The following is a 24047-nucleotide window of genomic DNA, read 5'->3' on the forward strand; positions in this document are numbered from 1 at the left end:
AAAAGAAATCTCCTGCTCGCGTGTCTACAGAAAGTTGCTTGTCTAAGCAGCGGAAGACATGTAAAATAAGAAAAAAACGTGTAGGAGGACTTTGGTTGTATGTCTAATAAGAAAATCCAAAAAACCGTTGTGTTTTTAATGCTTCTTGTCATGTTAATATCTACGCTTTTAGCGGGACTTGCCATGTGGTTTTAATCGAGACTGATGACTAAAAACATAGATGCACTGCTCCTTCTTTGTGCAATGCAAACATATAAAAAAGACTGGTGACTAGTCACCAGTCTTTTGCTGTATATTCACAATGCCTTTTTGAGCGGCTAACTCTTCAAAAGATTGATCTGTAGATACAATCCATACTTTTGTACCTAACGGGACTTGATCATATAAATGGCTTACTTCACGATTTTCTACGCGAATACAGCCATTCGATACATATTTACCGATGGAATCCGGCTGATTTGTACCGTGAATGCCGTAAATACGTCCGTCAGTCTCTCTTGCATCAAACCCAATCCACCTTACACCTAGAGGATTTTGAGGAGCGCCTCCTTCAATATTACTTCTCCGATAATAAGGATTAACAGCTTTTACTGTTACCGTGAACTCCCCTTCGGGCGTCAGATTAACTGCTTTCCCCGTTGCTACTTTAATAATTTGTTTAATTTCTTTATTTTGAATATAAGCAAGCTCATTGCTTTGTTTATTAATAATAATATAAGGATCATTTGGCAACGGATTTTCTCCTAATGGCCAAACCGGAGATAATAGTAAAAGGATAAAAGCAAACACATGCACGTAATCCACCACCTTACGTTAGTCCTAAGTAAAAGATAAGAGAGGTATCTCTTGTCTTATTTAGTGTTCGTAAGCAAGATAAACAACATGCATACTGTTTAACTTATTTTTAAGGTTTGTTTAATAACCAAATATTGTTCAATTTCTTTGACTACGTGCAGTAAATCGGCACGCGCTTCAAACTCTTCCCGCGTTTTGGGAAGCGGCATCTCTGCAAACGCTTCTCGTAAATGCTGAAGTTTGGCTAAAAATAATTTTGCTGTATTACCGGGGTGGATGGATAGACTTAATTCTTCAATAAAATCGGCAATCATGTAGCGCTGTTCTACCACCAAATCAATAGCGGTAATGAGAGGAAGGGTACGCTCAATAATTTCAAGCTGTTTTTCACGAATTTTAAAATAGCGGTAATAATAATTTTCCCCACGCACAAAATGATTTTCTACATCACGAAACGCAAGGCTTTTTGCTTTTTCTAAAATTTTTACCGTATCTGCAATTTCCTTACCGTCCCAGCTGCTGTCATTGGTTCTGAGATACAGGGCAATTTCTTTTAACATCGACCGGAAATTTTCTTCAATTTCTTGCTGATACGTGCGAAGCTCTTGATCTAAACTTGGCATGTATAAATTCACAAGCAGGGCAACACCTATCCCAATTACAATTAAGCCAAGTTCATTAAAGACGATTCCCCATGTCATATTGCCTTTGGAGTAAATATGAAGCAAAATAACGGAGCTTGTAACAATGCCTGCATTAACTTTGAATATAACCGTAACCGGGATAAACAAAAGCAGCATCAGTCCTATAACAAGTGGATGATAAGCAATCCCTTCAAAGAATATAAACGAAAACAGAATGGATAAAGAACAAGCAATAAAACGATCGCTTGCACTTCGCAACGATTTTTTCTTTGAATTTTGAATGCACAAAATGGTGATAATTCCAGCTGATACAAAAAACTCGAGGTGAAAGAACTGAGCTATAATAATAGCCAGTGATGTACCGACGGCTGTTTTAATTGTCCGGTACCCAATTTTAAATTTCATTTTCTAGACTCCTACATGTTGGTTTCTTTTTAGTGTGATAAAATACTCTATTCTTTATTAACACGAATAGAAAAATAACACAACCTTAAATCTTGCTGTACCGTATAAATTCCAATAAAAAAAGTGCAGAAAAGATCGTACTCTTCCTGCACTTTTTTATTATAAAATCTTTTCTAAGAAATCTTTAGCACGCTTGCTTTTAGGAGCTGAGAAAAATTCAGCCGGAGGCGCATCTTCAACAAGGACACCGCCGTCTAAAAACAGCACACGATCCGCTACTTCTCGTGCAAATCCCATTTCATGCGTTACAATGACCATCGTCATTCCTGTTTCTGTTAGCGACTTCATTACATCTAGTACTTCTTTTACCATCTCTGGATCTAATGCTGAGGTTGGTTCGTCAAACAGCATCACTTTCGGCTCCATTGCCAGTGCTCTGGCAATAGCTACACGCTGCTTTTGACCGCCCGATAAGCGATTTGGAAACTCGTTGGCTTTTTGAGCAAGTCCCACTTTTTGGAGTAATTCTTTGCCTTTAGCAACAGCCGTTTCTCTTGACACGCCCTTTACCGTCATCGGAGCATACGTCAAATTTTCAAGCACTGTCATATGTGGAAACAAGTGAAAATGCTGAAATACCATTCCTACGTTTTCACGCACACGCATAATGTTTGTTTTTTTATCTGTAATCACTTGACCGTTAATTGAAACTACTCCGCTCGTCGGTTCTTCAAGCAGGTTCATACAGCGTAAAAAAGTAGATTTACCAGAACCAGAAGGGCCAATAACAGCTACGACTTCTTTTTCTTTAATCGTAGTTGAAATACCTTTTAAAACTTCATTTTTACCAAATGATTTGTGTAAATTTTCAACGTTAATCACCTTTTCTCATTCTCCTCTCGACTGCTTTACCAAGGAGCGTTAAGCCCATTACCATTACATAATAAATCAACCCTGCAAAAATTAACGGTTCAAGGTAGGCGAATTTTTCTCCACCTACAATGTAAGCACGGCGCATAATGTCGAGTGCTCCAATAACTGTAACGATAGCTGATTCCTTTGTTAATGTAATGAACTCATTCATTAAAGCAGGTAAAATATTTTTAAGTGCCTGTGGCAAAATAATTTGTCCCATCATGCGGCGATAAGGAATTCCTAACGCTAATGCCGCTTCACGCTGTCCTTTATCAACAGCTAAAATACCAGCGCGAATAATTTCAGATATATATGCTGCAGAGTTTAGCCCGAACGCAGCAACGGCCGCTGGAAACGGGGCAATATCAAACCCGAGCAGCTGAGGTAATCCAAAGTATATTAATAATAATTGCAATACTAGCGGTGTTCCGCGAAACACGGACGTATATGCATCCGCAAACCATTGAAGAGGTTTATTGCGGCTGATTTTACATAAAGATAAAATAACTCCCAGCACAAACCCTAAAATTGCTGAAGCTAGGACTATCTGTATCGTTACCCCTATCCCTTTTAAAATATAAGGCATAGAAGGCACGATTTGCGAAAAATCCAAATTCATGCCTAGTTCCATTCCTCTCTAACTATCATTCTTATTTTTGGTCGTCAAACCACTTAACGATTAATTTATCTAATTCACCGTTTTCTTTCATTTTCTTTAATTCACGGTTAAAGTCATTCGTTAGCTTGCTGTCTTTAGGAAATGCGATTGCTGATCCTTTACTTGAATCTGGACGTCCTGTATCAGACATTTGCAAGCTTTTGTCTTTGTTCACATACCCTTTAGCTACTGTATCTTCAATAATCGCTGCATCGATACGATTTGATTTCATTTCTTGAATTAGTTCTGGAATACGGTCACGCGTTGTTACATTTACTCCGTCAACTTCTTTTGCAATTTCTTTTGCTTCGTCTGCTTGGATAGAAGAAGTTTGTACACCGACTGTTTTCCCTTTTAGTTCTTCTGCATTTTTAATTGGCGCATCTTTCTTCGATACAATCATGTTTTTTGCTTCATAATATACGTCTGAGAAGTCCACGTTCTTTTTACGCTTTTCAGTTGGCGTCATACCAGCTAAAACTAAATCGACTTTATTAGATTGTAAAGCTGGAATTAATCCGCCAAATTCCATATCCTTCACCTGTACGTCATAGCCTAACTTTTTACCGATTGTTTTTGCTAAATCTACGTCAAATCCGATTGCTTCACTATCACCTTTTGCCGTATCAATATATTCAAATGGTGGGTAATCTGCTGATGTTCCCATTACTAGTACTTTTTTATCTTTGTCGTCGCTGCTTGCTCCGCCATTAGACGTTCCTTCTCCTGCTCCGCATGCAGCTAAAACGCCTGCTGTTAAAAGACCAATTGCCGTTACCGATAACCACTTCTTCAATTTCATCTTCGTTCCCCCTAGTTTATTCCTTACATTATTTTTTAAAAATTAATAATATTATGAAATAAGTTTTTTGCTATTGCAAGTAAATGCCGAAATTTAAATATATATTCATATAAATGTATTTTAACACAACATTATAAATATGCAATATCTTTTTTAAATATAAGTTTCACTATTTGAAAATACCTTTTCTCAACATTTTCCACTCGTTAGAAAGTCTGCATACAGATAGGTAAAAAAACGCATAAAAAAAGAAGCCGTTCAAAACGGCTTCTCTCTTACACTTCTTCACAGTGCTGTTCGAATGCTTCTTGCAGCTTCATCACAACTGACATTGGCTCGTGGCCTTCAATTTCGTGACGCTCTACCATTGTGATAATTTTTCCGTCTTTTAATAAGGCGAAAGATGGAGATGAAGGCGGATAACCTTCAAAGTATTCGCGTGCACGTGCAGTTGCTTCTTTATCTTGCCCAGCAAATACTGTAACCAAGTTTGTTGGACGTTTATCATAATGTACAGCGTGCGCTGCAGCAGGTCTTGCAATACCTCCTGCACAACCGCAAACTGAATTCACCATTACAAGCGTTGTACCAGGCTGTTTAAACGTTTCATCTACCGCTTCAGCCGTCGTTAATTCTGTATAACCAGCAGCTGTAATTTCTTTACGGGCTTGACGAACAACGTCGTTCATAAACAAGTTAAAATCGATATTCATTTTCATACCTCCCTTTTGCTATCTATTCTTTATCATAGCAAACGAAAACTAAAAAGGCGATTGCTTTGACTCATTTTTTGTTGGTAATCAAGATTAAACAAGAAAAAAAATGGTGATACTATTTTTACAGCTAGAAAACCATACTCTTAACTCCCTAGTGTAGAAGGATCCGCATAAAATGCAGGATCCTTTTTTACATTTCTTTCATCGCCTGCTGATAGATTTTAATCAAGTGTTCGAGAGCTTCAGCCATTGTGGCATCTCCCGTCATCATTTGTTTTTCAACATCCCCTAGTTTTTGCTTAACTAAAGGATGTTCATAAAATGATTCTTGTAAATATTCATTAACACTTGCTTGTAACCATGCCTTCATTTGCTTTTGCCTTACTGTATAAAACAGATCATTTTTATTCATCCATTCCTTATAGTCACAAATTTTCTTCCACAAGTCTTGAAATGATGCTTCTTCATAAGCAGAAGTTGTGATGACCTGTGGGTTCCATCCTCCAGAATGACCGTGAAGGAAGCCGATGATGCTTTCGTATTCTTTTGCAGTCACTTCTGCTTTTAGCCGGTTATCCCCGTCTGCTTTATTTACACAAATTAAATTAACCCATTCAAGCAGCCCTTTTTTAATTCCTTGCAAATCATCTCCTGCTCCGGTTAAAGCAAGCAAAACAAAGAAGTCTACCATCTCTTTTACAATCATTTCACCTTGGCCAACACCCATCGTTTCGACAAATATGATGTTATACCCAGCCGCTTCACAAAGAAAAATGGCTTCTCTCGTTTTAAGATGAACACCTCCAAGCGTTCCTTGAGAAGGTGAAGGACGGACAAAAGCATTCTCTTGTTTGGTAAGAAGCTCCATTCTCGTTTTATCTCCTAAAATACTTCCTCCAGACAAGGTACTGCTTGGATCAACTGCCAAAACTGCAACGGAATGGCCATTTTTGCATAGGTACGACCCAAATTTGTCAATCAGCGTACTTTTTCCCGCTCCGGGTACGCCTGTAAAACCAATGCGCACTGAATGCCCCGTATGAGGATAGATTTCTTTAATCAGCTGTTGTGCTATTACTTTATGCTTCGGCGCTTTACTTTCAATTAAAGTAATAGCTTGAGCTAACGCTGTTCTTTTTCCTTCAAGCAGCCCTTGTTTATAATCTTGTACCGTTTTTAATTTCACCAATTGTCTTCACCAACTATTCTTCTAACCGTTTCTTTATTTCATATAAAACAGAAACGGCCGCTTTTGGGATTACTGTTCCAGGTCCAAAGATTGCAGAAGCGCCGTGTTCTAAAAGAAATGAGTAGTCTTGTTTAGGAATAACACCTCCGACAATAACAACGATATCGTCGCGCTCTAATTTCTTTAACTCATCAACAAGCTGCGGCAGTAACGTTTTATGCCCGGCTGCCAAAGAGCTTATGCCAATCACATGTACGTCGTTTTCTACAGCTTGCCTTGCTGTTTCTTGAGGCGTTTGAAATAAAGGACCGATATCAACATCAAATCCAAGGTCAGCAAAGGCTGTTGAAATAACTTTCGATCCTCTGTCGTGACCGTCTTGCCCCATTTTTGCGACTAAAATTCTTGGGCGTCTTCCTTCTTCCTCTAAAAATTCAGCCGTGAGCTTTCGAACTTCTTCGATTTGATCTCGATGCACAAACTCCGCACTGTATACCCCGCTGACTGACTTAGAAGTAGCCTGGTGTCTTCCAGCCACTTTCTCAATAGCTTCTGAAATTTCACCTAGTGTAGCTCTAGCTCTCGCAGCTTCAACCGCAAAAGCAAGGAGATTCCCTTCACCTGTTTTGGCACAATTGGTAAGTCGATTAAGCGCTTCGATTACCGCTTGTTCGTCACGTTCACTGCGTATTTTCTTTAACTTTTCCAGCTGCTTCATTCGAACTGCTGTGTTATCAATATCAAGAATATCAAGCGGTTCTTCTTGCTCCGGCTGAAACTGATTCACACCTACAATAATTTCTGCCTGCGAGTCTATTCTTGCTTGTCTGCGCGCAGCGGCTTCTTCTATCTTCATTTTAGGTACGCCTGCTTCTATTGCTTTTGTCATTCCGCCGAGCTTCTCTATTTCCTCAAGGTGCTTCCACGCTTTTATCATTAATTCATTCGTTAATGATTCCACATAATAAGAGCCTCCCCAAGGATCAATAACGGAACAAATCTCCGTTTCATTTTGTAAATAAAGCTGCGTATTTCGGGCAATTCTAGCTGAAAAATCAGTTGGAAGAGCAATCGCTTCATCCAGTGCGTTTGTATGAAGCGACTGCGTATGTCCTGATACTGCAGCCAAAGCTTCGACGCATGTTCTAATAACATTATTAAATGGATCCTGCTCCGTTAAGCTCCAGCCGGACGTTTGAGAATGCGTTCTAAGAGCTAAAGATTTAGGATTATTCGGTTCAAACTGCTTCATTAGTTTTGCCCATAGCAGCCTCCCTGCTCTCATTTTCGCTACTTCCATAAAATAGTTCATTCCAATTGCCCAGAAAAAGGACAGCCTCGGAGCAAATGCGTCAATTGTAATTCCCGCTTTCAAGCCGGTTCGTACATATTCAAGTCCATCTGCAAGCGTATAAGCAAGCTCTAAGTCTGCTGGAGCACCTGCTTCTTGCATATGATAGCCTGATATACTGATACTGTTAAATTTCGGCATGTACTCCGCTGTATATTTAAAAATATCCGCAATGATTCGCATTGACATCTCAGGAGGATAAATATACGTATTGCGCACCATATATTCTTTTAAAATATCATTTTGAATCGTTCCAGCCAGCTTTTCTTTTTTTACGCCTTGTTCTTCAGCTGTTACGATGTAGAAAGCTAAAATAGGAAGCACCGCCCCGTTCATTGTCATCGACACGGACATTTGATCAAGCGGAATCCCTTCAAACAGCTGCTTCATATCTATCATTGAATCAATTGCCACACCTGCTTTCCCTACATCTCCAACAACTCTTGGATGATCAGAGTCGTAGCCGCGGTGGGTAGCAAGATCAAAAGCAACAGACAGCCCTTTCTGTCCAGCAGCTAGGTTTCGGCGGTAAAAGGCATTGCTTTCCTCCGCCGTTGAGTATCCTGCATACTGCCTAATAGTCCAAGGCCGATTCACATACATCGTGGCATACGGTCCTCTCACAAACGGTGGGACACCAGGTGCAAAGTGAATAAAATCGAGGCTATCTCTGTCTTTTTTTGTATATACTGATTTTAATTCAATTTGTTCATTTGTTTGAAAAGCAGTGAATGAACTTTGAGTCACGTCATCTTCCCTTTGCTGCTTTGAAAATGATAATGGAATATTAGAAAAAGAAGGCTTTTTATACATGAACTTCTACCTCCAAAGCACATAATAACTTCTTAACGCATTGAATAACATTCGTCTTAGGATGTATGACGCTCATTACACCTTTTTGCTGCCACTGCGTTTTGCGTGATACATGTTCTTCCCCTACTACGTACACATAAACGGAATCTTCCTCAAAATAAGTCATCGCTTTTGTTAAGAGCTTTTCCACGAGTTCATCACTTCCACAGATCACATATGCTTCGTGCTTTTGTTCATTCATCCAATCTGCTATCTCGACATAGGAATCTATGTTTTTAATTGTTTCACACGCAAAGCCTGCACTTTCAAATAAAGATCGGGCAATCTCAGCTTTTTTACGGCTGTTAGGATCGGTGAGCTCCATAATGCCAATGCTCATTCCCTTTGTATAAACCCGTATTTTTTCAAACTTCTCTGCTGCTCTCCACTTAGTGAGCGGCACAACACTGTCAGGCTGTGTCTGCTTCGCCATTTGTTTTAGCATCCACCCTGCTGTTACCCCTTTAGATGCTAGCTTTGTATAATCCTCTAGGGAAAGATTTGATGAAAATTCCGAAGCGTTCTGATCACTGTATTTATCCATTTTTATTTCTTCTTTTCTAAACGGCGTGCTTTGTATCTCTTGAGATACATCCTGTTGCTTAGGAGCATAGTGTGTGACTCCGATCAAGCGCTCAATTCGGCACTCTATATTCTCTTGTCTTTTTACTTTCATTTGTTCAACTTCATCTTGAATTCGCCCTTGTTTTAAAGCTTCTTCCATTCCGCCGTGGTCTTCAATATTGCCAAATAACTCCCAAGCTTTTGTCATTAATTCATGTGTGTAGGCTTCAACGTACCAAGAGCCTCCGGCAGGATCCGTTACTTTTGATATATGTGTTTCGTGCTGCAAAATTAAGTGAGTGTTACGGGCAAGGCGATGAGCGAACTGAGAAGATGAAGACGTGACAGAATCATATGGCTCAATATGCAGACTATCCGCTCCTCCTACAATAGAAGCAAATGCTTGAACCGTGTTCCTTAATGCATTTGTATACATGTCTTCTTTAGACTGTGTAAGATGTGACGTTTCTGTATGGATAAACGGCACTGAAACGGCCGTGTCATCAAAAGCACGAACCACATTTGCCCAAAGCATGCGAAAAGCACGAAGTTTTGATATTTCCATAAATAAATGTGAGCTAACTGAAAAAGAAAAGGTCATATGAGGTAAAACTTGATGTAAGGACAAACCGCGTTTTATGCATTCATCAATATACTGCACACCTGTAGCAAGCATGTAAGCTAGTTCTTGAACAGCGTTTGCACCGCTGTTATGGTAAGGAATGCTTGATACAATGATCGTTTTGAGCTCTGGAACATTACTGTGAGCCAAACGCGTTGCGTAAGCTAAATGATCGTATAAATCTCGAGTAGAAAGTGGAACTCTTCCATATTCAGCAAGGGTGCCGAGCGGATCCATTCCAACCGTTCCTTTTAGCTGTCTCATATTAAAGTTATGATCAACACAGTATGCTTTTAGAAACGAAAGAAGCGGAACGGATGTACATCCCGTATTTAAAAATAAAGGCACCGCTTCAAGAGCTACATGCTGAAACAAATGAGCAACATCCTCTAAAGTAGAAATTGTAGTGCCTGAGACTACTTCAGCTTCAGTTGCTTCATCAACGTCTTTCCCTTGCCTCATTGCTTCACTGCATGTAAAAGCGGCCGTATTTTGTCCATTTCTCAAACTGTGTAAAAGAAGTTTATTGCTTTCTTTAATAGAAGGTAAGTCGATTTTTTGGGTGATTTCCCATTCCCCTAGTATGTATGATTCTTTACCGGCTCCTCTTAAACAATCTATTCCCGCCGGACTCTGCTGTAAGTAGTCTAAATGTGCCGTATCACTTTCGAAATAAAGCGGTTTCAAAAAGATGTTTTCCAACGTTTCTTTTGAAGAGATCGCGGTATTTTTGCTAACTTCCTGTGCCCAATCTTCTTTAGGTGTACGTGTAAATTCATGAAATGATAATGTATTTGTTTTCATTTCCATGCCCCTTTACAGTTAATAGCTGCCTGCTAAACCGAGATGATTACACTTTGAAGTTTGATGATTCTTCTTTTATTTTAATACATCTTTTACAAATTGTTCAATCATTGCTTCAAAATAAAAAGAGGCCGAGACATAATTAACCTACGTTTACCATCACCATAAAAAAATCCGAACGAGTTGGATTCTCTTTCAAGAATCTCAATTCATCGTTCGGATCTTCCTTCAGCTAAAATATTTTTGTGCCAGCCTCTGTTTTAATAGACGGACGTATTCTCTTTAGAAGTAGATTCTAAAATCTCTTTAACTCTTGCCAAGAATCTGCCGCACACCAAGCCGTCTAACACGCGGTGATCAAGTGATAAACATAAGTTAACCATATCTCGAACAGCAATCATGTTATCAATAATAACCGGACGTTTTACAATAGATTCTACTTGTAAAATAGCCGCTTGCGGGTAATTAATAATCCCCATTGATTGAACGGAACCAAATGATCCTGTGTTGTTAACAGTAAACGTTCCGCCCTGCATGTCTTCAGACTTCAATGAACCCGTACGAACTTTTTGCGCGAGCTCTGTAATTTCACGCGCAATACCTTTGATTGTCTTTTCATCGGCTTGTTTAATAACCGGCACAAATAAAGCATCGTCTGTTGCAACAGCAATGGATACATTAATGTCCTTTTTCTGAACAATACGGTCTCCTGCCCACATTGAATTCATTTGAGGGAATTCTTTTAAAGCTTGAGCCACTGCTTTTACGAAGAACGCAAAATACGTTAAGTTAAAACCTTCTTTTTGTTTGAACTCCGTCTTTAATGCATCACGATAAGAAACTAAGTTCGTTACATCAACTTCAACCATTGTCCATGCATGCGGAATTTCGTGCTTGCTGCGAAGCATATTTGCTGCAATAGCTTTACGCACGCCTGTAACAGGGATTTCTTGATCTCCTGCTGCAGACACAACCGGCGCGGGCTGCTGCGTTTTTGGAGCAGCAGCTGCTACAGGTGCTTCTGGCTGAACTGTTGATGGAGGTGTTTCTTTCACTTCAGCAGCTCCGCCTTTTTCAATAACAGCTAAAATATCTTTTCTCGTAATGCGGCCGCCCGCCCCTGTTCCTGTCACGGTATCTAAATTAATATTATGCTCTTGTGATAGACGCATAACAGCTGGAGAGTATCGACTTTTATTGGATTGACTGTCCGCTGTTTTTGACGCTGATTCTTCTACAGTCTTATCAGATGTTTTCTGTTCTTTTTGAGGTACAGTTCCTTCTACTTCAATTAAACAAATCACTTCTCCTACAGGCAAAGTATCATCTTCACCTGCAATTAACTCTTTAATTGTTCCACTAAAAGAAGAAGGCACTTCAGCATTTACTTTATCCGTCATGACTTCAGCTAACGGGTCGTACTTATTTACGTGATCTCCAACAGAAACGAGCCATTTGCTAATTGTACCTTCTGTTACACTTTCACCGAGCTGCGGCATCGTAATTTTTTCAATAGCCAATTGATACAACTCCTTTTAAAATTGAGCTAATTCTCTCATTGCTTTTTCTACTTTATCGGGATTCACCATAAAATATTTTTCCATTGTTGGTGCATACGGCATAGCTGGAACATCAGGGCCAGCAAGGCGCTGAATTGGCGCATCTAAATCGAATAAGCAGTGTTCAGCAATAATAGCTGCTACTTCGCTCATGATGCTGCCTTCTTTGTTGTCTTCCGTTAAAAGCAGTACTTTACCTGTTTTAGATGCTGCTTCAATAATAGCTTCTTTATCAAGCGGATAGACCGTTCTTAAATCTAAGATGTGTGCTGAAATACCGTCTGCTTCCAGTTTTTCAGCAGCTTGAAGAGCAAAGTGTACACAAAGACCATATGTAATAACCGTGATGTCGTCTCCTTCTCTCTTTACATCTGCTTTGCCAATCGGAAGTATATAATCATCTTCAGGGACTTCTCCTTTAATCAAACGGTACGCACGCTTATGCTCAAAGAAAAGAACTGGATCATCATCACGAATAGCTGCTTTTAATAATCCCTTTACGTCATAAGGCGTAGAAGGCATCACAATCTTTAACCCTGGCGTATTGGCAAATAGGGCTTCAACAGATTGAGAATGATAAAGAGCACCGTGAACTCCGCCGCCGTAAGGAGCTCGAATTGTAATTGGACAACTCCAATCATTATTAGAACGATAGCGAATTTTCGCTGCTTCTGACACAATTTGATTGACTGCAGGCATAATAAAATCAGCAAATTGCATTTCAGCAATCGGACGCATGCCGTACATTGCCGCTCCGATTCCTACGCCTGCAATAGCAGACTCTGCAAGAGGTGTGTCAATGACTCTTTCTTCCCCGAACTGTTCGTATAGTCCGTTGGTCGCTTTAAATACGCCGCCTTTTTTCCCTACGTCTTCTCCTAATACAAACACGCGGGAATCTCTTTCCATTTCTTCACGAATGGCCATTGTTACTGCATCAATATATGAAATAACGGGCATATGTTCTCCTCCTTACTCACCGTACACGTATTTTAAAGCCGATTCCGCTTCTGCATAAGGAGCGTTTTCAGCATAATCTGTTGCATCATTAACGATGTTCATAATATCATCAAGCATTTGTTTTTCTCGTTCATCGGTTAACACGTTAACCTCTTTTAAATAAGTCGCAAAATACGCCAGCGGATCGCTCTTTTTAGCTTCAGACAATTCTTCTGCTCCGCGATATGCACGATCATCGTCATCACTTGAATGGGCAGTCAAACGCTCTGAAACAGTTTCAATAAGAGTAGGCCCTTCTCCTCTGGATGCACGATCTCTTGCTTCTTTTACCACTCGGTATACTTCAAGGACATCGTTTCCATCAATTGTGTAGCCTGGCATACCATACCCAATTGCACGATCAGATACTTTTGCGCATCCTAGCTGCTTTTCAACCGGAACAGAAATCGCATACTTGTTATTTTCACACATAAAGATAACAGGAAGCTTATGAACACCTGCAAAGTTCGCGCCTTCGTGGAAATCTCCTTGGTTAGAAGATCCTTCTCCAAACGTCACAAACGTTACTAAGTCTTTTTTCTCCAATCGTCCTGCTAAAGCGATTCCTACAGCATGAGGCACCTGTGTTGTAACTGGAGAAGATCCTGTTACAATTCGCTTTTCCTTATGGCCAAAGTGACCTGGCATTTGACGACCTCCTGAGTTTGGATCTTCTGCTTTAGCAAACCCAGAAAGCATTAAATCGCGCGCAGTCATTCCAAATGCTAGCACAACACCCAAATCGCGGTAATAAGGTAATATGTAATCATTCTCTCTATTTAAGGCAAAAGCTGCGCCAACTTGAGCGGCTTCCTGACCTTGACATGAAATAACAAAAGGCACCTTCCCTGCACGATTTAATAGCCACATACGCTCATCAATTTTTCGTGCAAGCAGCATAGTGCGGTACATTTCAAGTACTTGTTCATCAGTTAATCCTAATGATTCATGACGGTTTTTTGTCATGTTTAAACCTCCTTTAATCATCAAAAATGAATCGCTTTTCCATCTACAGCTAATGAAGCTTCTCCCATCGCTTCTGAAAGGCTAGGGTGAGGATGAATGGTATGAGCAATTTCCCATGGTGTAGCATCCAATACCTTTGCAAGACCTGCTTCAGAGATCATATCCGTCACGTGAGGTCCAATCATATGCACACCAAGGACATCATTTGTGTCGGCATCAGCAATAATTTTAACAAATCCCTCTGCCTCTCCATATACAAGAGCTTTTCCAACGGCCTTAAACGGAAACTTTCCAACCTTCAGCTGAAACCCTTGCTGTTTTGCTTCTTGTTCTGTTAATCCTACACTTGCTGCCTCCGGGCTGCTGTATACGCATTTAGAGATTGTTGTGTAATCAATCTTCAAAGGCTTTTCACCATGTAAATGCTCCACAGCTACAATTCCTTCGTGAGAAGCTACATGTGCAAGCTGCAGTCCGCCAATCACATCTCCAATTGCGTAGATATGAGATTCTTTCGTTTGATAAAAATCATTTGTGGCAATCACACCGTTTTCTACTACAATATCGGTATTCTCGAGACCAATTCCTTCGACATTCGCTTGACGCCCTACAGATACAAGCAGCTTTTCTGCTTCATATTCTTGCATATCGTCTCCTACTTGAGCTGAAATTTTCACCTGACCATCAATAGACAGTGTATCAGCCATTACTTTAGCAGAAGTAATAATGTTAACTCCTTTTGCTTTTAAAAGCTTCGTCATTTCACGGGAGATATCTTGATCTTCTGTTGGTAAAATTCGATCGCTGTATTCCACAACCGTTACATCAACATCAAAATCTGTGAGCATTGACGCCCATTCAATTCCAATGACGCCGCCTCCCACAATAATAATAGAAGCAGGAAGTGTTTCCATCTTTAATGCTTCATCTGAAGTGATTACTTTCTCTCCGTCAATCGTTAGACCAGGTAATGTTCTAGGACGAGACCCGGTTGCGACAATTACATTCTTTGGAATAAGCATTTCGTTTTCTTCACCGCTTTTTAATTCGACGGAGATAGTTCCTGGCATAGGAGAAAAAATAGAAGGTCCTAAAATACGTCCAATTCCTTCATATACGTCAATTTTACCTTTTTTCATTAGCTGTTTAACACCATTATGTAACTGTGAAACAATTTCTGACTTTCGTTCTTGTACACGGGCATAGTTCAATAGTACATTGGACGTTTCTACGCCAAATTCACTGCTTTTCTTAGCCGTTTGGTAGACTTCTGCACTTCTTAGTAAAGCTTTGCTTGGGATACACCCTGCGTGCAGGCATGTGCCGCCTAACTTATTTTTTTCTACAACCGCTACCGATAGACCTAACTGAGAGGCACGAATAGCTGCTACGTACCCTCCGGTTCCACCGCCGAGAATGACCAAATCATATTCTTTTGCCACACTGCTTCACACCTTTCTGCAAACGCTATTAAGCGCCTTTATATTCCTTCACTTCTTCTTCACCTGTAAGCACTCGGAGAGCCCCTTCAGCTAACGCTTGAAGCTCATTTTCTCCAGGATAAACAATGACATCTGCAATCCACTTTACATGATTAATAATCAGCTCAACAAACGCTTTTGAATAAGCAATGCCTCCTGTTAAAATAATGGCATCTACTTTTCCATGCAATACCGTACTGGCAGCTCCAATTTCCTTCGAAATTTGATAAGCCATTGCTTCATAGATAAGCTTAGCTTTTTCGTTTCCATTTTTCACTAGCGCTTCGACTTTCTGCACGTCAGATGTGCCCAAATAACCGACAAGCCCGCCTTTTCCTACAAGCATTTTCATAATCTCCTCGCGGTAATACTGACCTGAAAAGCAAAGACGAACTAATTCACCAACCGGTACACCACCAGCGCGCTCTGGACTAAAAGGACCGTCACCGTGCAGGCCATTGTTCACATCAATTACTTTTCCGCGTTGATGAACTCCGACTGTAATGCCTCCACCCATATGGGTAACAATAACGTTCATTTGTTCATATGTGCTATTCATTTCTTTAGCCACTTTTCGAGCAACCGATTTTTGATTCAGCGCGTGAAAGATGCTTTTCCTTTCCATAAAAGGAGTTCCTGAGATACGAGCGATGTCACTTAGCTCATCTACCACCACTGGATCAACAATGTACGCTGGTATATTTAATCCAGACGCAATCTCAAAAGCTAAAATCCCGCCTAAATTTGAAGCATGATGGCCGGCATAACCGTCTTTTAAATCTTTGAGCATGGCTTGATTTACTTCATATGTGCCGCCTTCAATCGGGCGTAAAAGCCCTCCTCTTCCACATACTGCACTTAATTTAGATAAATTAATCCCTTCTTCATCAAGTGCCTCTAAAATCGAGTTTTTACGGAACTCATACTGTGCATATATCGTCTCAAACTGATTCATTTGCTGTGAATCGTAGCGGATTGTTCGATCAAAAATTGGTTTATCGTTGTGAAACACGCCAATTTTTGTAGACGTTGAACCCGGATTTATTATCAGCATTCGATATTCGTGCATATCCAACACATGTCCTCCTACCTTATCATTCTCATAAACGAAGGCTAGGTCGAAAGGATTTCATTTATTCCTTTTGCCTAGCCTTCAGCTCAAACATTAGCGCGTATGACGTCTACTTAAAATATGCTGTCCATTTTGTAAAAATTGACTGCGTGAACGACGCAGCTTTTCAATTCTTTCTTCAGCTAAGCGATCTGCTGCTAGATAGGTTGGAATGCCATCTCGCTTTGAGATTTCAACTACCTTTTCAATATTATCATAAATACCTTCAACTTTTTTCAGCGCACGCTCACGGTTATATCCAACTAGCTCATCGGCTACGTTAATAACGCCTCCTGCGTTAATAACATAGTCCGGTGCATATACAATGCCTAATTCATGAATTAAATCACCATGACGCGTTTCTTTCAATTGATTATTAGCTGCCCCGGCAATAACTTTTGCTTTTATTTGAGGGATCGTTTCATCGTTAATCGTTGCTCCGAGTGCACAAGGAGCATAGATATCACATTCTACACCATAAATATCATTCGGGTCTACTGCTTGCGCATCAAATTCTTCTACCGCACGCTGAACAGCTTCTTTATTAATATCCGTTACAATAAGTTTCGCTCCTTCTTCGTGAAGGTGGCGGCATAAATTATATGCTACGTTTCCTACGCCTTGGACAGCTACTACTTTTCCTTCAAGCATATCTGTTCCAAATGCTTCTTTTGCTGCTGCTTTAATTCCTCGGTATACGCCGTAGGCTGTGACTGGTGATGGATTGCCTGATGAACCAAAAGCAGGAGATACACCCGTTACATAATCCGTTTCCTCATATACAATATCCATATCCTCTACCGTTGTGCCCACATCTTCTGCTGTAATATATCGACCATTTAACCCTTGAATAAAGCGACCAAATGCACGGAACATCGCTTCATTTTTGTCTTTGCGAGGATCTCCGATAATAACCGTTTTCCCTCCTCCTAAATTCAAGCCTGCTGCTGCATTTTTATAAGTCATTCCGCGTGATAGACGAAGCGCGTCTTCAATTGCAGCCTCTTCTGATTCATATGTCCACATTCTCGTACCGCCTAGAGCTGGTCCAATTGTTGTATCGTGAATGGCAATAATGGCTTTTAAGCCTGAATCTTTATCTTGGCAAAATAATAACTGCTCGTAATCGTATGTTTCCATATAGTCAAAAATTTTCATTGTTAGTGCCTCCTAAGAATTCTGTTGAGCGACGCTGATAGCAAGCGCCAGTGAGTATAATTTACTTTCTGATGAATCTGCTCTGGATGTTAAGACGACCGGAGCTTTTGCTCCTGCTAGAATAGCTCCAACTTTTGCTTTAGCAAAATAAATGAGGGATTTATATAAGACGTTCCCTGTTTCAATTGCTGGAACGAGTAATATATCTGCTTGACCGGCAACTTCACTTTGAATGCCTTTTTGCTTGGCTGCTTCTATGTTAATGGCATTGTCAAGTGCTAAAGGTCCATCAATAACGCAGCCTTTAATTTGTCCTCTGCGGTTCATCTGTGTAAGAAGTGCAGCCTCTACTGTTGCAGGCATCAAAGGGTTCACAACTTCAACCGCTGCAATAGGAGCTACCTTTGGCATCTCGATCCCAATCGAGTGGGCAACGTTCACCGCATTTTGAATGATTTGAACTTTCTCTTCCAGAGACGGCGTAATATTCATAGCTGCATCTGTTACAAGAATCGGACGATCATAGTGAGGAACGTCAAATACAGCTACATGTGATAAAACATTTCCCGTACGCAAACCATGCTCTTTATTTAACACAGCTTTTAAAATAAGCGATGTGGATAAATTCCCTTTCATTACGATATGAGCTTGACCTTGCTGAACTGAACGCACAGCCAATTGAGCCGCTTCTAAAACGGACTCCGTATGTACGACCATCACAGCCTTATGAGTGAGTAAGGATGGGCGGTACTGCCTGAATAATTCATTAATTGTCGTTTCGTTGCCAAACAAAATAAATTCAGAAACTTCCCTTGACACAGCTTCATACACTGCCTCAATTGTTTCTAAGTCTTCAGCTGCAGCAATGGCAACAGTCAAAGAAGACTGCTTAGCAACCCGAGATAAGATGGTAGCAAGAGTCATGGAATGTTCGACCTCTCCTTTTTCATTCTTTCTTTTGCTCCGTTTTAAAGAGCATACTGCGCGTTTATGCAGTCACCTAAAATACATGCAAGATTTGTGCCATCCACTGCATATATTACATAATATAGCTGCTTATATCCGTTCTTACGCACAAAAAAAATTTTTTATTGATTCTAACGACAAATAGAAAAAAAGAATACCTCTCTATTTGTATGCAATAAATTGCACACCATGCATTTTATTGCATGCTGTTATTTGCAAGATTGTATTTTTCCAACTTATAATACAAAGAACGCAGGGAAATATTGAGCTGTTTTGCTGTTTTCGTTCGGTTATACTCGTTTGCAAGCAGCACTTTTTGAATAAGTTCCGCTTCGTAATTTTCCATCATGTGCGCTAAAGTCTTCCCATCGAACATTACCTCTTCATTCACCTGATTTTTTTCTTTTTTGCCCTTGCCTTCAAGTGAAGGGAGATGAACAGAATCAATCATTGTTTCTGTATAGTGCATATAAATAATCGCTCTACCTAATATATTTTCAAGCTCTCTAACGTTTCCTGGCCAGTCGTATGATCTTAATGAATGTAAAGCCCGCTCTGTTACTCCTTCAACATGCCGGCCGTAATCTTGATTAATTTTTGTAATTAAGTGTGTAACAAGCGCACCAATATCCTCTTTTCTCTTCCGAAGAGGAGGTATGTGAATCGGAATTTTGTTTAGCCGATAATACAAGTCCTGTCTGATGCTTCCATCAGCCATTCCTTTTTCTAAATTCACATTCGTAGCTGCAATAACGCGAACATTCACCGGAATAGGAGTCGTTCCTCCAACGCGAATAAGCTCTTTTTCTTGAAGCACCCGAAGCAGCTTAGCCTGCATATGAGCTGAGAGCTCCCCGATTTCATCTAAAAAGATGCTACCGTTATTGGCTTCTTCAAAAACGCCGCGCTTCCCGCCTCTTTTTGCCCCGGAAAAAGCTCCTTCTTCGTACCCAAAAAGTTCGCTTTCAAGCAAGGACTCAGAAAGCGCAGCACAGTTAATCCGGACAAATTTATTAAACTTTCGGCTGCTCGCATTATGAATCGCATGTGCGAACAGCTCTTTACCCGTCCCAGATTCACCTCTAAGCAAAACAGTAGCTGGTGTTTTGGCAGCAAGTCTAGCCTGCTCAATTGCTAACTGAAACTCTTCAGATTGACCAATGATATCAGCAAATGAATATTTCGCTTCAAGCGTTCTGATAATTTGACGCGCTCTTTTGAGTTCATTTGTAAGCTCTTGAATTTCAGACATATCATGAATAACACCAACGCTGCCTTTTAATTTTCCATCAACAATAACGGGGGCAACATTGACAACCACGTCTCTTTTACTCGGACCGAGCCTCATTCTTACACCTCGGACAGGACGCCTTGTTTGCAGTACCTTCATGTGCATACTGTCTCCTTCAGAGATATCGGCAGTCGCGGGCTGACCAATAATATCCGTCTTTTTTAAACCCGTAATTCTTGTATAAGCAGGATTAATTAAAATTCCTCTTCCTTCTTCATCGACAACCGAAATAGCTTCTTCAGAAGATTGAATAATAGCTTGAAGCATAGTTTGTACTTCTTTTAAGTTTGTAACTTCTTCTGCCAATCCGACAACGTCCGTAATATCTTTAAAAATCGAAAAGGCCCCAAACAGCTCTCCATTCTCGTCGAGTATTGGTATTCTAGTCGTAATTACCTTCCGTCCGCTATCTAACACAAATTCACTATTTTGATCAATCGTTTTTGTATGAAGAACATCAACAAGTTTACTATTTGGAATGACTTCATGAAGATGCTTACCAATTACATCTCTGTGTGAAAAGTTCGTCAAACGCTCGGCACTTTGATTAAATAGCGTAATATATCCATTCCTATCAATCACGACCATCGCATCATGAGCTGCGTTAAAAATAAGATCATATTTATACGATTCTTGCTTTAACCTCTGAATTAACTCTTCTTTTTCCTCCATCAGATTTGCCATAATTTCAGCAACCAATCCCGGCACTACCAGTGCATCAGCGGGTTTGCTTCTTTGCAATTGTTGAAAGACGCCTTGTTTACCTGTTGTTTCAACAATGACATCGAGCTGCTTTGTCATATAAGGCTCCCAATTCATTCCGGTTGAAATATCTTGTTCTTGCGCATGCAAAACAGCCGGCGCGTTAGCTCGTACGTCTACTACACCAATCACTTTCATAAATTCTGTTTCCAACAAGATTTTCAGAATAGCTAATCCGCCTTTTCCTCCTCCAACGATCAACACATTTTGCATATTTTTTCACCTTTTCTACTTAATATGTACATATCCCGTGCAAAATATTGCATATACCTATCATATAAAAAAAGAAACGCTCTTGACAATTTATTTAGTTCTTTTATGATTCAAGTATAACGGTTTCACAATGTAAACGCATTCATTTTAAAAAAAGAGAAGCGAAAGGAGCATTTATGGTTCGAATTATCGCACTGCTAATCTTACTTATTCCCGGTATACTCGCTGGCTATGGCATTAAACTTATGAGAGATATGATTTTTGGCATCCTGCAATCCCCGTTCCCTTCTTTATTTTTGCAATTTTCAGTCGGTCTTCTATTATTTTTAATCGGCCTTGGATTTGTTGCTGGCTTTATTCTGCACAGAGACCGCAAGCGAAACAAAGTTCAAAACAGATTTCAAAAAGATAAAAAAACATCGCATTAATGCGATGTTTTTTTACGAAAAGCGTCCTCCAAATTGCTTCACCATTTTTTCTGGATAATCGGTAATAACGGATTCACATCCATATTTTCGAAGCTGCTCAGCTACTTTTACATCATTTACTGTGTAAGGTCGCACTGGAATTTGACAATCTTTTGAAGCCGCTACATTTACTTCATTAACGGTACGCTGATTAGGGTGAAGAGCTTTTGCGCCAAGATGCTGCGCATATACCCAAGGCTCATACATCGGATAAGAATATAAAATAGCTGTTTCAATCGTAGAATCCAGAGAACCAATTCGGGCTAAGCTGTTATGATTAAAAGATGAAATCATCGTTCGATCCTTCATCTTGTATAAATAAATTAAATCCAAGACTTTCATTTCCAAGTATGGATAGTCAAATATATTGTTTTTCAACTCAATATTTACGCTAATTCCTTCACTTGAAGCCCACTCCATTACTTCATTTAACGTGGGGATTTTACATACTCCATACTTTTTTTTGAACTTATAGCTCGCATCTAATTTTTTTAAATCTTGATACGTAAAATCTTTTACATACCCTTTTCCATTCGTCGTTCGATCTACTTTTTCATCATGAATTACAGCAAGTTCTCCATCCTTTGTCATATGCACATCAAGTTCAATTCCGTGTGCTCCAACTCTCGCTGCTTCTTTGAAGGAAATCATCGTATTTTCAGGAAACGTTCCAGCTGCGCCGCGATGACCTATTACAAACATACTTGCTCAACTCCTCTATTATCACTTATTATTAACTTTAGCATTACTTAATAGTGAAAGCACGAATTTACTGTTTATACTTTTTTACTTTCATTACTTTATATGCAAAAGGAGGTTGTTGTGTATGAGACCACTGCAAATTTCACCGGATACAGCCGTAAAATTAGCGGAACAATTAAATATCCCCCTCGAGCAATTAATGCATATGCCTCAGCATATTTTGCTGCAGAAACTTGCTGAATTAAATGCGAGCGAAGATAAAAAAGGATCTGAATAACAGATCCTTTTTTCTTTTGAATTTTCATTTCCAAAAATAGTATTACCTTCTCATTTCATTCCCCATAACATATATTAGAATATTTAATAATATAAATGTATTTTTAAAAATGCTTTTAAATAAGTAATTTAATACTTTTTTGTGTATATTTAATTATTTTTTGATTTTTCCATATAATTTCATTGACGAAATTATTGTTTTTCTACTAAAATAAAAAGACATTATATTTATTCCAGTACTTATATTCTGATTTTTTGATTAATTCAAACAAAAGAATTAAATAGTATGAGAAAAATTTAGGGGGACTTCATTATGCAAGCAGCTGTACAACACGAAAATCAGCAGCCAAATGGGTCTAGGAAAAAACACCCTCCTGGACTGTACTTATTATTCGCTACTGAGGCATGGGAAAGATTTAGTTATTATGGAATGAGAGCCATTCTGGTTCTTTATTTAACTGCTACCGCTGCTCAAGGTGGACTAGGGGTAGATAAAGCAACTGCACTGAGCTTATATGGAACATTCACTAGTGCTGTTTACATTACGCCGATGATTGGCGGATATTTAACAGACCGCTTCCTCGGAAGAAGGCTAGCCATCACTATCGGTGGTGTGATTATGGCACTCGGGAATTTTTCCATCTTCATTCATCAAAGTGTAGCCGCTTTGTATATCGGACTTGCTTTATTAATTATCGGAAACGGATTTTTCAAACCAAATATCTCCACATTGGTCGGAGATCTCTATGAAGAAAATGATCCTCGCCGTGACGGTGCTTTTACCATTTTTTATATGGGTATTAACTTTGGTGCATTTTTCGCACCGTTAGTTGTTGGATTAATGAGTTACAAATACGGATTTTTAACAGCAGCTATCGGAATGGTTGTTGGACAAATTTTATTTAACCTACTGGCTAATCGCTACTTAGGTGATATCGGGAAAGAGCCTACAGGAAAAGTTCACGCAGCGGCATCTCAAACATCAACTGCTCCGCTGTCAGCACGAGAAAAGAAAAGAACGGTTGCTATCGTTATTCTAGCCTTCGTTGTTATTGCTTTCTGGACAGCTTTTGAACAGGCCGGAAGTTCTTTAACGCTATATGCTCAAGATCAAATTAATCGTCAAATAGGTAGTTTCACGGTTCCAACAGAGTGGTTCCAATCATTGAATCCGCTGTTTATCATGATTTTAGCACCAATTATGTCACTAGTTTGGTACAAGCTCGGAAATTCAAAACGCGGTGATTTCAAAACGCCAACAAAAATGGGTATGGGACTTGTGACAGTGGGATTAGGATTCTTAATTTTAATTCCAGCCGTTATGTATACTGGTAATGACCCAGCTTTAAAAGTAAATATTCTGTTCATGATTTTCACTTACTTCCTGCACACGCTAGCTGAGCTTATGATTTCGCCAGTAGGGCTGTCTATGGTAAGTAGACTGGCTCCATTAAAGCTTGCTTCTCTTTTAATGGGCGTATGGATGGCAAGCTCTGCTGTCGCTAATAAGCTAGCGGGTGTTCTTGCATCTTATACCCAGTCTTTAGGTTATTTCGATATCTTCAGCTTAATCGGAGCTGTAACAATTGTACTTGGAATTATTGTTCTGTTCCTTTCAAAACCGATTGCTAAATTAATGGATTAAAAAAAGCAGCCTTTTCTGAAGGCTGCTTTTTTATAATTTACTTATCTATATCCCATTTAAAATATGGAGATGAATTTTTCAATGCATCTTCTAAATCTTCTTTCAAACACAAAATCCTCATAACAATTAAATAA

The 24047-nt window shown here is 39.6% G+C and carries 22 protein-coding genes; 4 read left to right on the top strand and 18 right to left on the bottom strand.

Going from position 1 to position 24047, the window contains the following annotated elements:
- Nucleotides 1-99 precede the first annotated feature (99 nt).
- The gene (prli42, locus tag BG04_RS30545) at nucleotides 100-195 is read left to right on the top strand and encodes a stressosome-associated protein Prli42 (protein WP_016765525.1); all 96 of its coding nucleotides are present in this window, start codon (nucleotides 100-102) and stop codon (nucleotides 193-195) included.
- A gap of 75 nt (nucleotides 196-270) precedes the next feature.
- On the opposite strand, the gene BG04_RS06910 is transcribed toward prli42, so the two are convergent.
- The 17 genes from BG04_RS06910 to BG04_RS06990 all read right to left on the bottom strand — a co-directional run bounded on the left by BG04_RS06910 (nucleotide 271) and on the right by BG04_RS06990 (nucleotide 20823).
- Nucleotides 271-795 carry a L,D-transpeptidase gene (locus BG04_RS06910; protein ID WP_034648976.1) on the bottom strand — a complete coding sequence of 175 codons (525 nt, stop codon included), beginning with the start codon at nucleotides 793-795 and terminating at the stop codon, nucleotides 271-273.
- Between the two features lie 98 nt (nucleotides 796-893).
- Nucleotides 894-1844, bottom strand: coding sequence for an aromatic acid exporter family protein (locus BG04_RS06915; RefSeq protein WP_013059112.1), 951 nt, complete (start codon nucleotides 1842-1844; stop codon nucleotides 894-896).
- A gap of 159 nt (nucleotides 1845-2003) precedes the next feature.
- Nucleotides 2004-2726, bottom strand: coding sequence for an amino acid ABC transporter ATP-binding protein (locus tag BG04_RS06920; protein WP_013059113.1), 723 nt, complete (start codon nucleotides 2724-2726; stop codon nucleotides 2004-2006).
- On the bottom strand, nucleotides 2719-3378 hold the full coding sequence (locus BG04_RS06925) for an amino acid ABC transporter permease (RefSeq protein WP_013059114.1): 660 nt from the start codon (nucleotides 3376-3378) through the stop codon (nucleotides 2719-2721). Before BG04_RS06925 ends, BG04_RS06920 begins: the two co-directional genes overlap by 8 nt.
- Nucleotides 3379-3409: 31 nt before the next feature.
- The gene (locus tag BG04_RS06930; RefSeq protein ID WP_026106695.1) at nucleotides 3410-4213 is read right to left on the bottom strand and encodes a transporter substrate-binding domain-containing protein; all 804 of its coding nucleotides are present in this window, start codon (nucleotides 4211-4213) and stop codon (nucleotides 3410-3412) included.
- Between the two features lie 281 nt (nucleotides 4214-4494).
- Nucleotides 4495-4932, bottom strand: a complete 438-nt coding sequence (locus BG04_RS06935; RefSeq protein ID WP_013084970.1) for a BrxA/BrxB family bacilliredoxin — start codon at nucleotides 4930-4932, stop codon at nucleotides 4495-4497.
- Nucleotides 4933-5125: 193 nt separating this feature from the next.
- Nucleotides 5126-6121, bottom strand: coding sequence for a methylmalonyl Co-A mutase-associated GTPase MeaB (gene meaB, locus BG04_RS06940; protein WP_034648973.1), 996 nt, complete (start codon nucleotides 6119-6121; stop codon nucleotides 5126-5128).
- 16 nt (nucleotides 6122-6137) lie between these two features.
- Nucleotides 6138-8288, bottom strand: a complete 2151-nt coding sequence (gene scpA, locus BG04_RS06945) for a methylmalonyl-CoA mutase (RefSeq protein WP_034648971.1) — start codon at nucleotides 8286-8288, stop codon at nucleotides 6138-6140.
- A complete protein-coding gene (locus BG04_RS06950) occupies nucleotides 8281-10317 on the bottom strand; it encodes a methylmalonyl-CoA mutase family protein (protein WP_034648968.1) in 2037 nt (678 codons plus the stop codon). Before BG04_RS06950 ends, scpA begins: the two co-directional genes overlap by 8 nt.
- 260 nt (nucleotides 10318-10577) lie before the next feature.
- A complete protein-coding gene (locus BG04_RS06955; RefSeq protein ID WP_034648965.1) occupies nucleotides 10578-11837 on the bottom strand; it encodes a dihydrolipoamide acetyltransferase family protein in 1260 nt (419 codons plus the stop codon).
- A gap of 15 nt (nucleotides 11838-11852) precedes the next feature.
- A complete protein-coding gene (locus BG04_RS06960; protein WP_016765532.1) occupies nucleotides 11853-12836 on the bottom strand; it encodes an alpha-ketoacid dehydrogenase subunit beta in 984 nt (327 codons plus the stop codon).
- Nucleotides 12837-12848: 12 nt separating this feature from the next.
- Complete coding sequence (locus BG04_RS06965) at nucleotides 12849-13841, bottom strand: thiamine pyrophosphate-dependent dehydrogenase E1 component subunit alpha (RefSeq protein WP_013084976.1); 993 nt, start codon at nucleotides 13839-13841, stop codon at nucleotides 12849-12851.
- A 20-nt stretch (nucleotides 13842-13861) separates the two neighbouring features.
- Complete coding sequence (gene lpdA / locus BG04_RS06970; RefSeq protein WP_034648963.1) at nucleotides 13862-15283, bottom strand: dihydrolipoyl dehydrogenase; 1422 nt, start codon at nucleotides 15281-15283, stop codon at nucleotides 13862-13864.
- A gap of 28 nt (nucleotides 15284-15311) precedes the next feature.
- On the bottom strand, nucleotides 15312-16391 hold the full coding sequence (buk, locus tag BG04_RS06975) for a butyrate kinase (RefSeq protein ID WP_370511583.1): 1080 nt from the start codon (nucleotides 16389-16391) through the stop codon (nucleotides 15312-15314).
- 96 nt (nucleotides 16392-16487) lie between these two features.
- A complete protein-coding gene (gene bcd / locus BG04_RS06980; protein ID WP_034648962.1) occupies nucleotides 16488-17591 on the bottom strand; it encodes a branched-chain amino acid dehydrogenase in 1104 nt (367 codons plus the stop codon).
- A 12-nt stretch (nucleotides 17592-17603) separates the two neighbouring features.
- Nucleotides 17604-18515, bottom strand: coding sequence for a phosphate butyryltransferase (gene yqiS, locus BG04_RS06985; protein ID WP_034648961.1), 912 nt, complete (start codon nucleotides 18513-18515; stop codon nucleotides 17604-17606).
- 238 nt (nucleotides 18516-18753) lie between these two features.
- A complete protein-coding gene (locus BG04_RS06990) occupies nucleotides 18754-20823 on the bottom strand; it encodes a sigma-54 interaction domain-containing protein (protein WP_034648960.1) in 2070 nt (689 codons plus the stop codon).
- Between the two features lie 176 nt (nucleotides 20824-20999).
- Between BG04_RS06990 and BG04_RS06995 the strand changes: the two genes are divergently transcribed.
- Entirely contained in the window at nucleotides 21000-21251 is a 252-nt protein-coding gene (locus BG04_RS06995; protein WP_013059128.1) for a DUF2627 domain-containing protein, read from the top strand.
- Between the two features lie 12 nt (nucleotides 21252-21263).
- Here BG04_RS06995 and BG04_RS07000 read toward each other — a convergent pair whose 3' ends face one another.
- Nucleotides 21264-21992, bottom strand: a complete 729-nt coding sequence (locus BG04_RS07000) for a glycerophosphodiester phosphodiesterase (RefSeq protein WP_028410665.1) — start codon at nucleotides 21990-21992, stop codon at nucleotides 21264-21266.
- A 124-nt stretch (nucleotides 21993-22116) separates the two neighbouring features.
- On the opposite strand from BG04_RS07000, the gene BG04_RS29575 reads away from it, so the two are divergent.
- A complete protein-coding gene (locus BG04_RS29575) occupies nucleotides 22117-22269 on the top strand; it encodes a YycC family protein (protein WP_013059130.1) in 153 nt (50 codons plus the stop codon).
- Between the two features lie 312 nt (nucleotides 22270-22581).
- Nucleotides 22582-23913, top strand: coding sequence for a peptide MFS transporter (locus tag BG04_RS07005; protein ID WP_013084983.1), 1332 nt, complete (start codon nucleotides 22582-22584; stop codon nucleotides 23911-23913).
- Nucleotides 23914-24047: the final 134 nt, after the last annotated feature.

Source organism: Priestia megaterium NBRC 15308 = ATCC 14581 (assembly GCF_000832985.1).
GTDB lineage: Bacteria > Bacillota > Bacilli > Bacillales > Bacillaceae_H > Priestia > Priestia megaterium.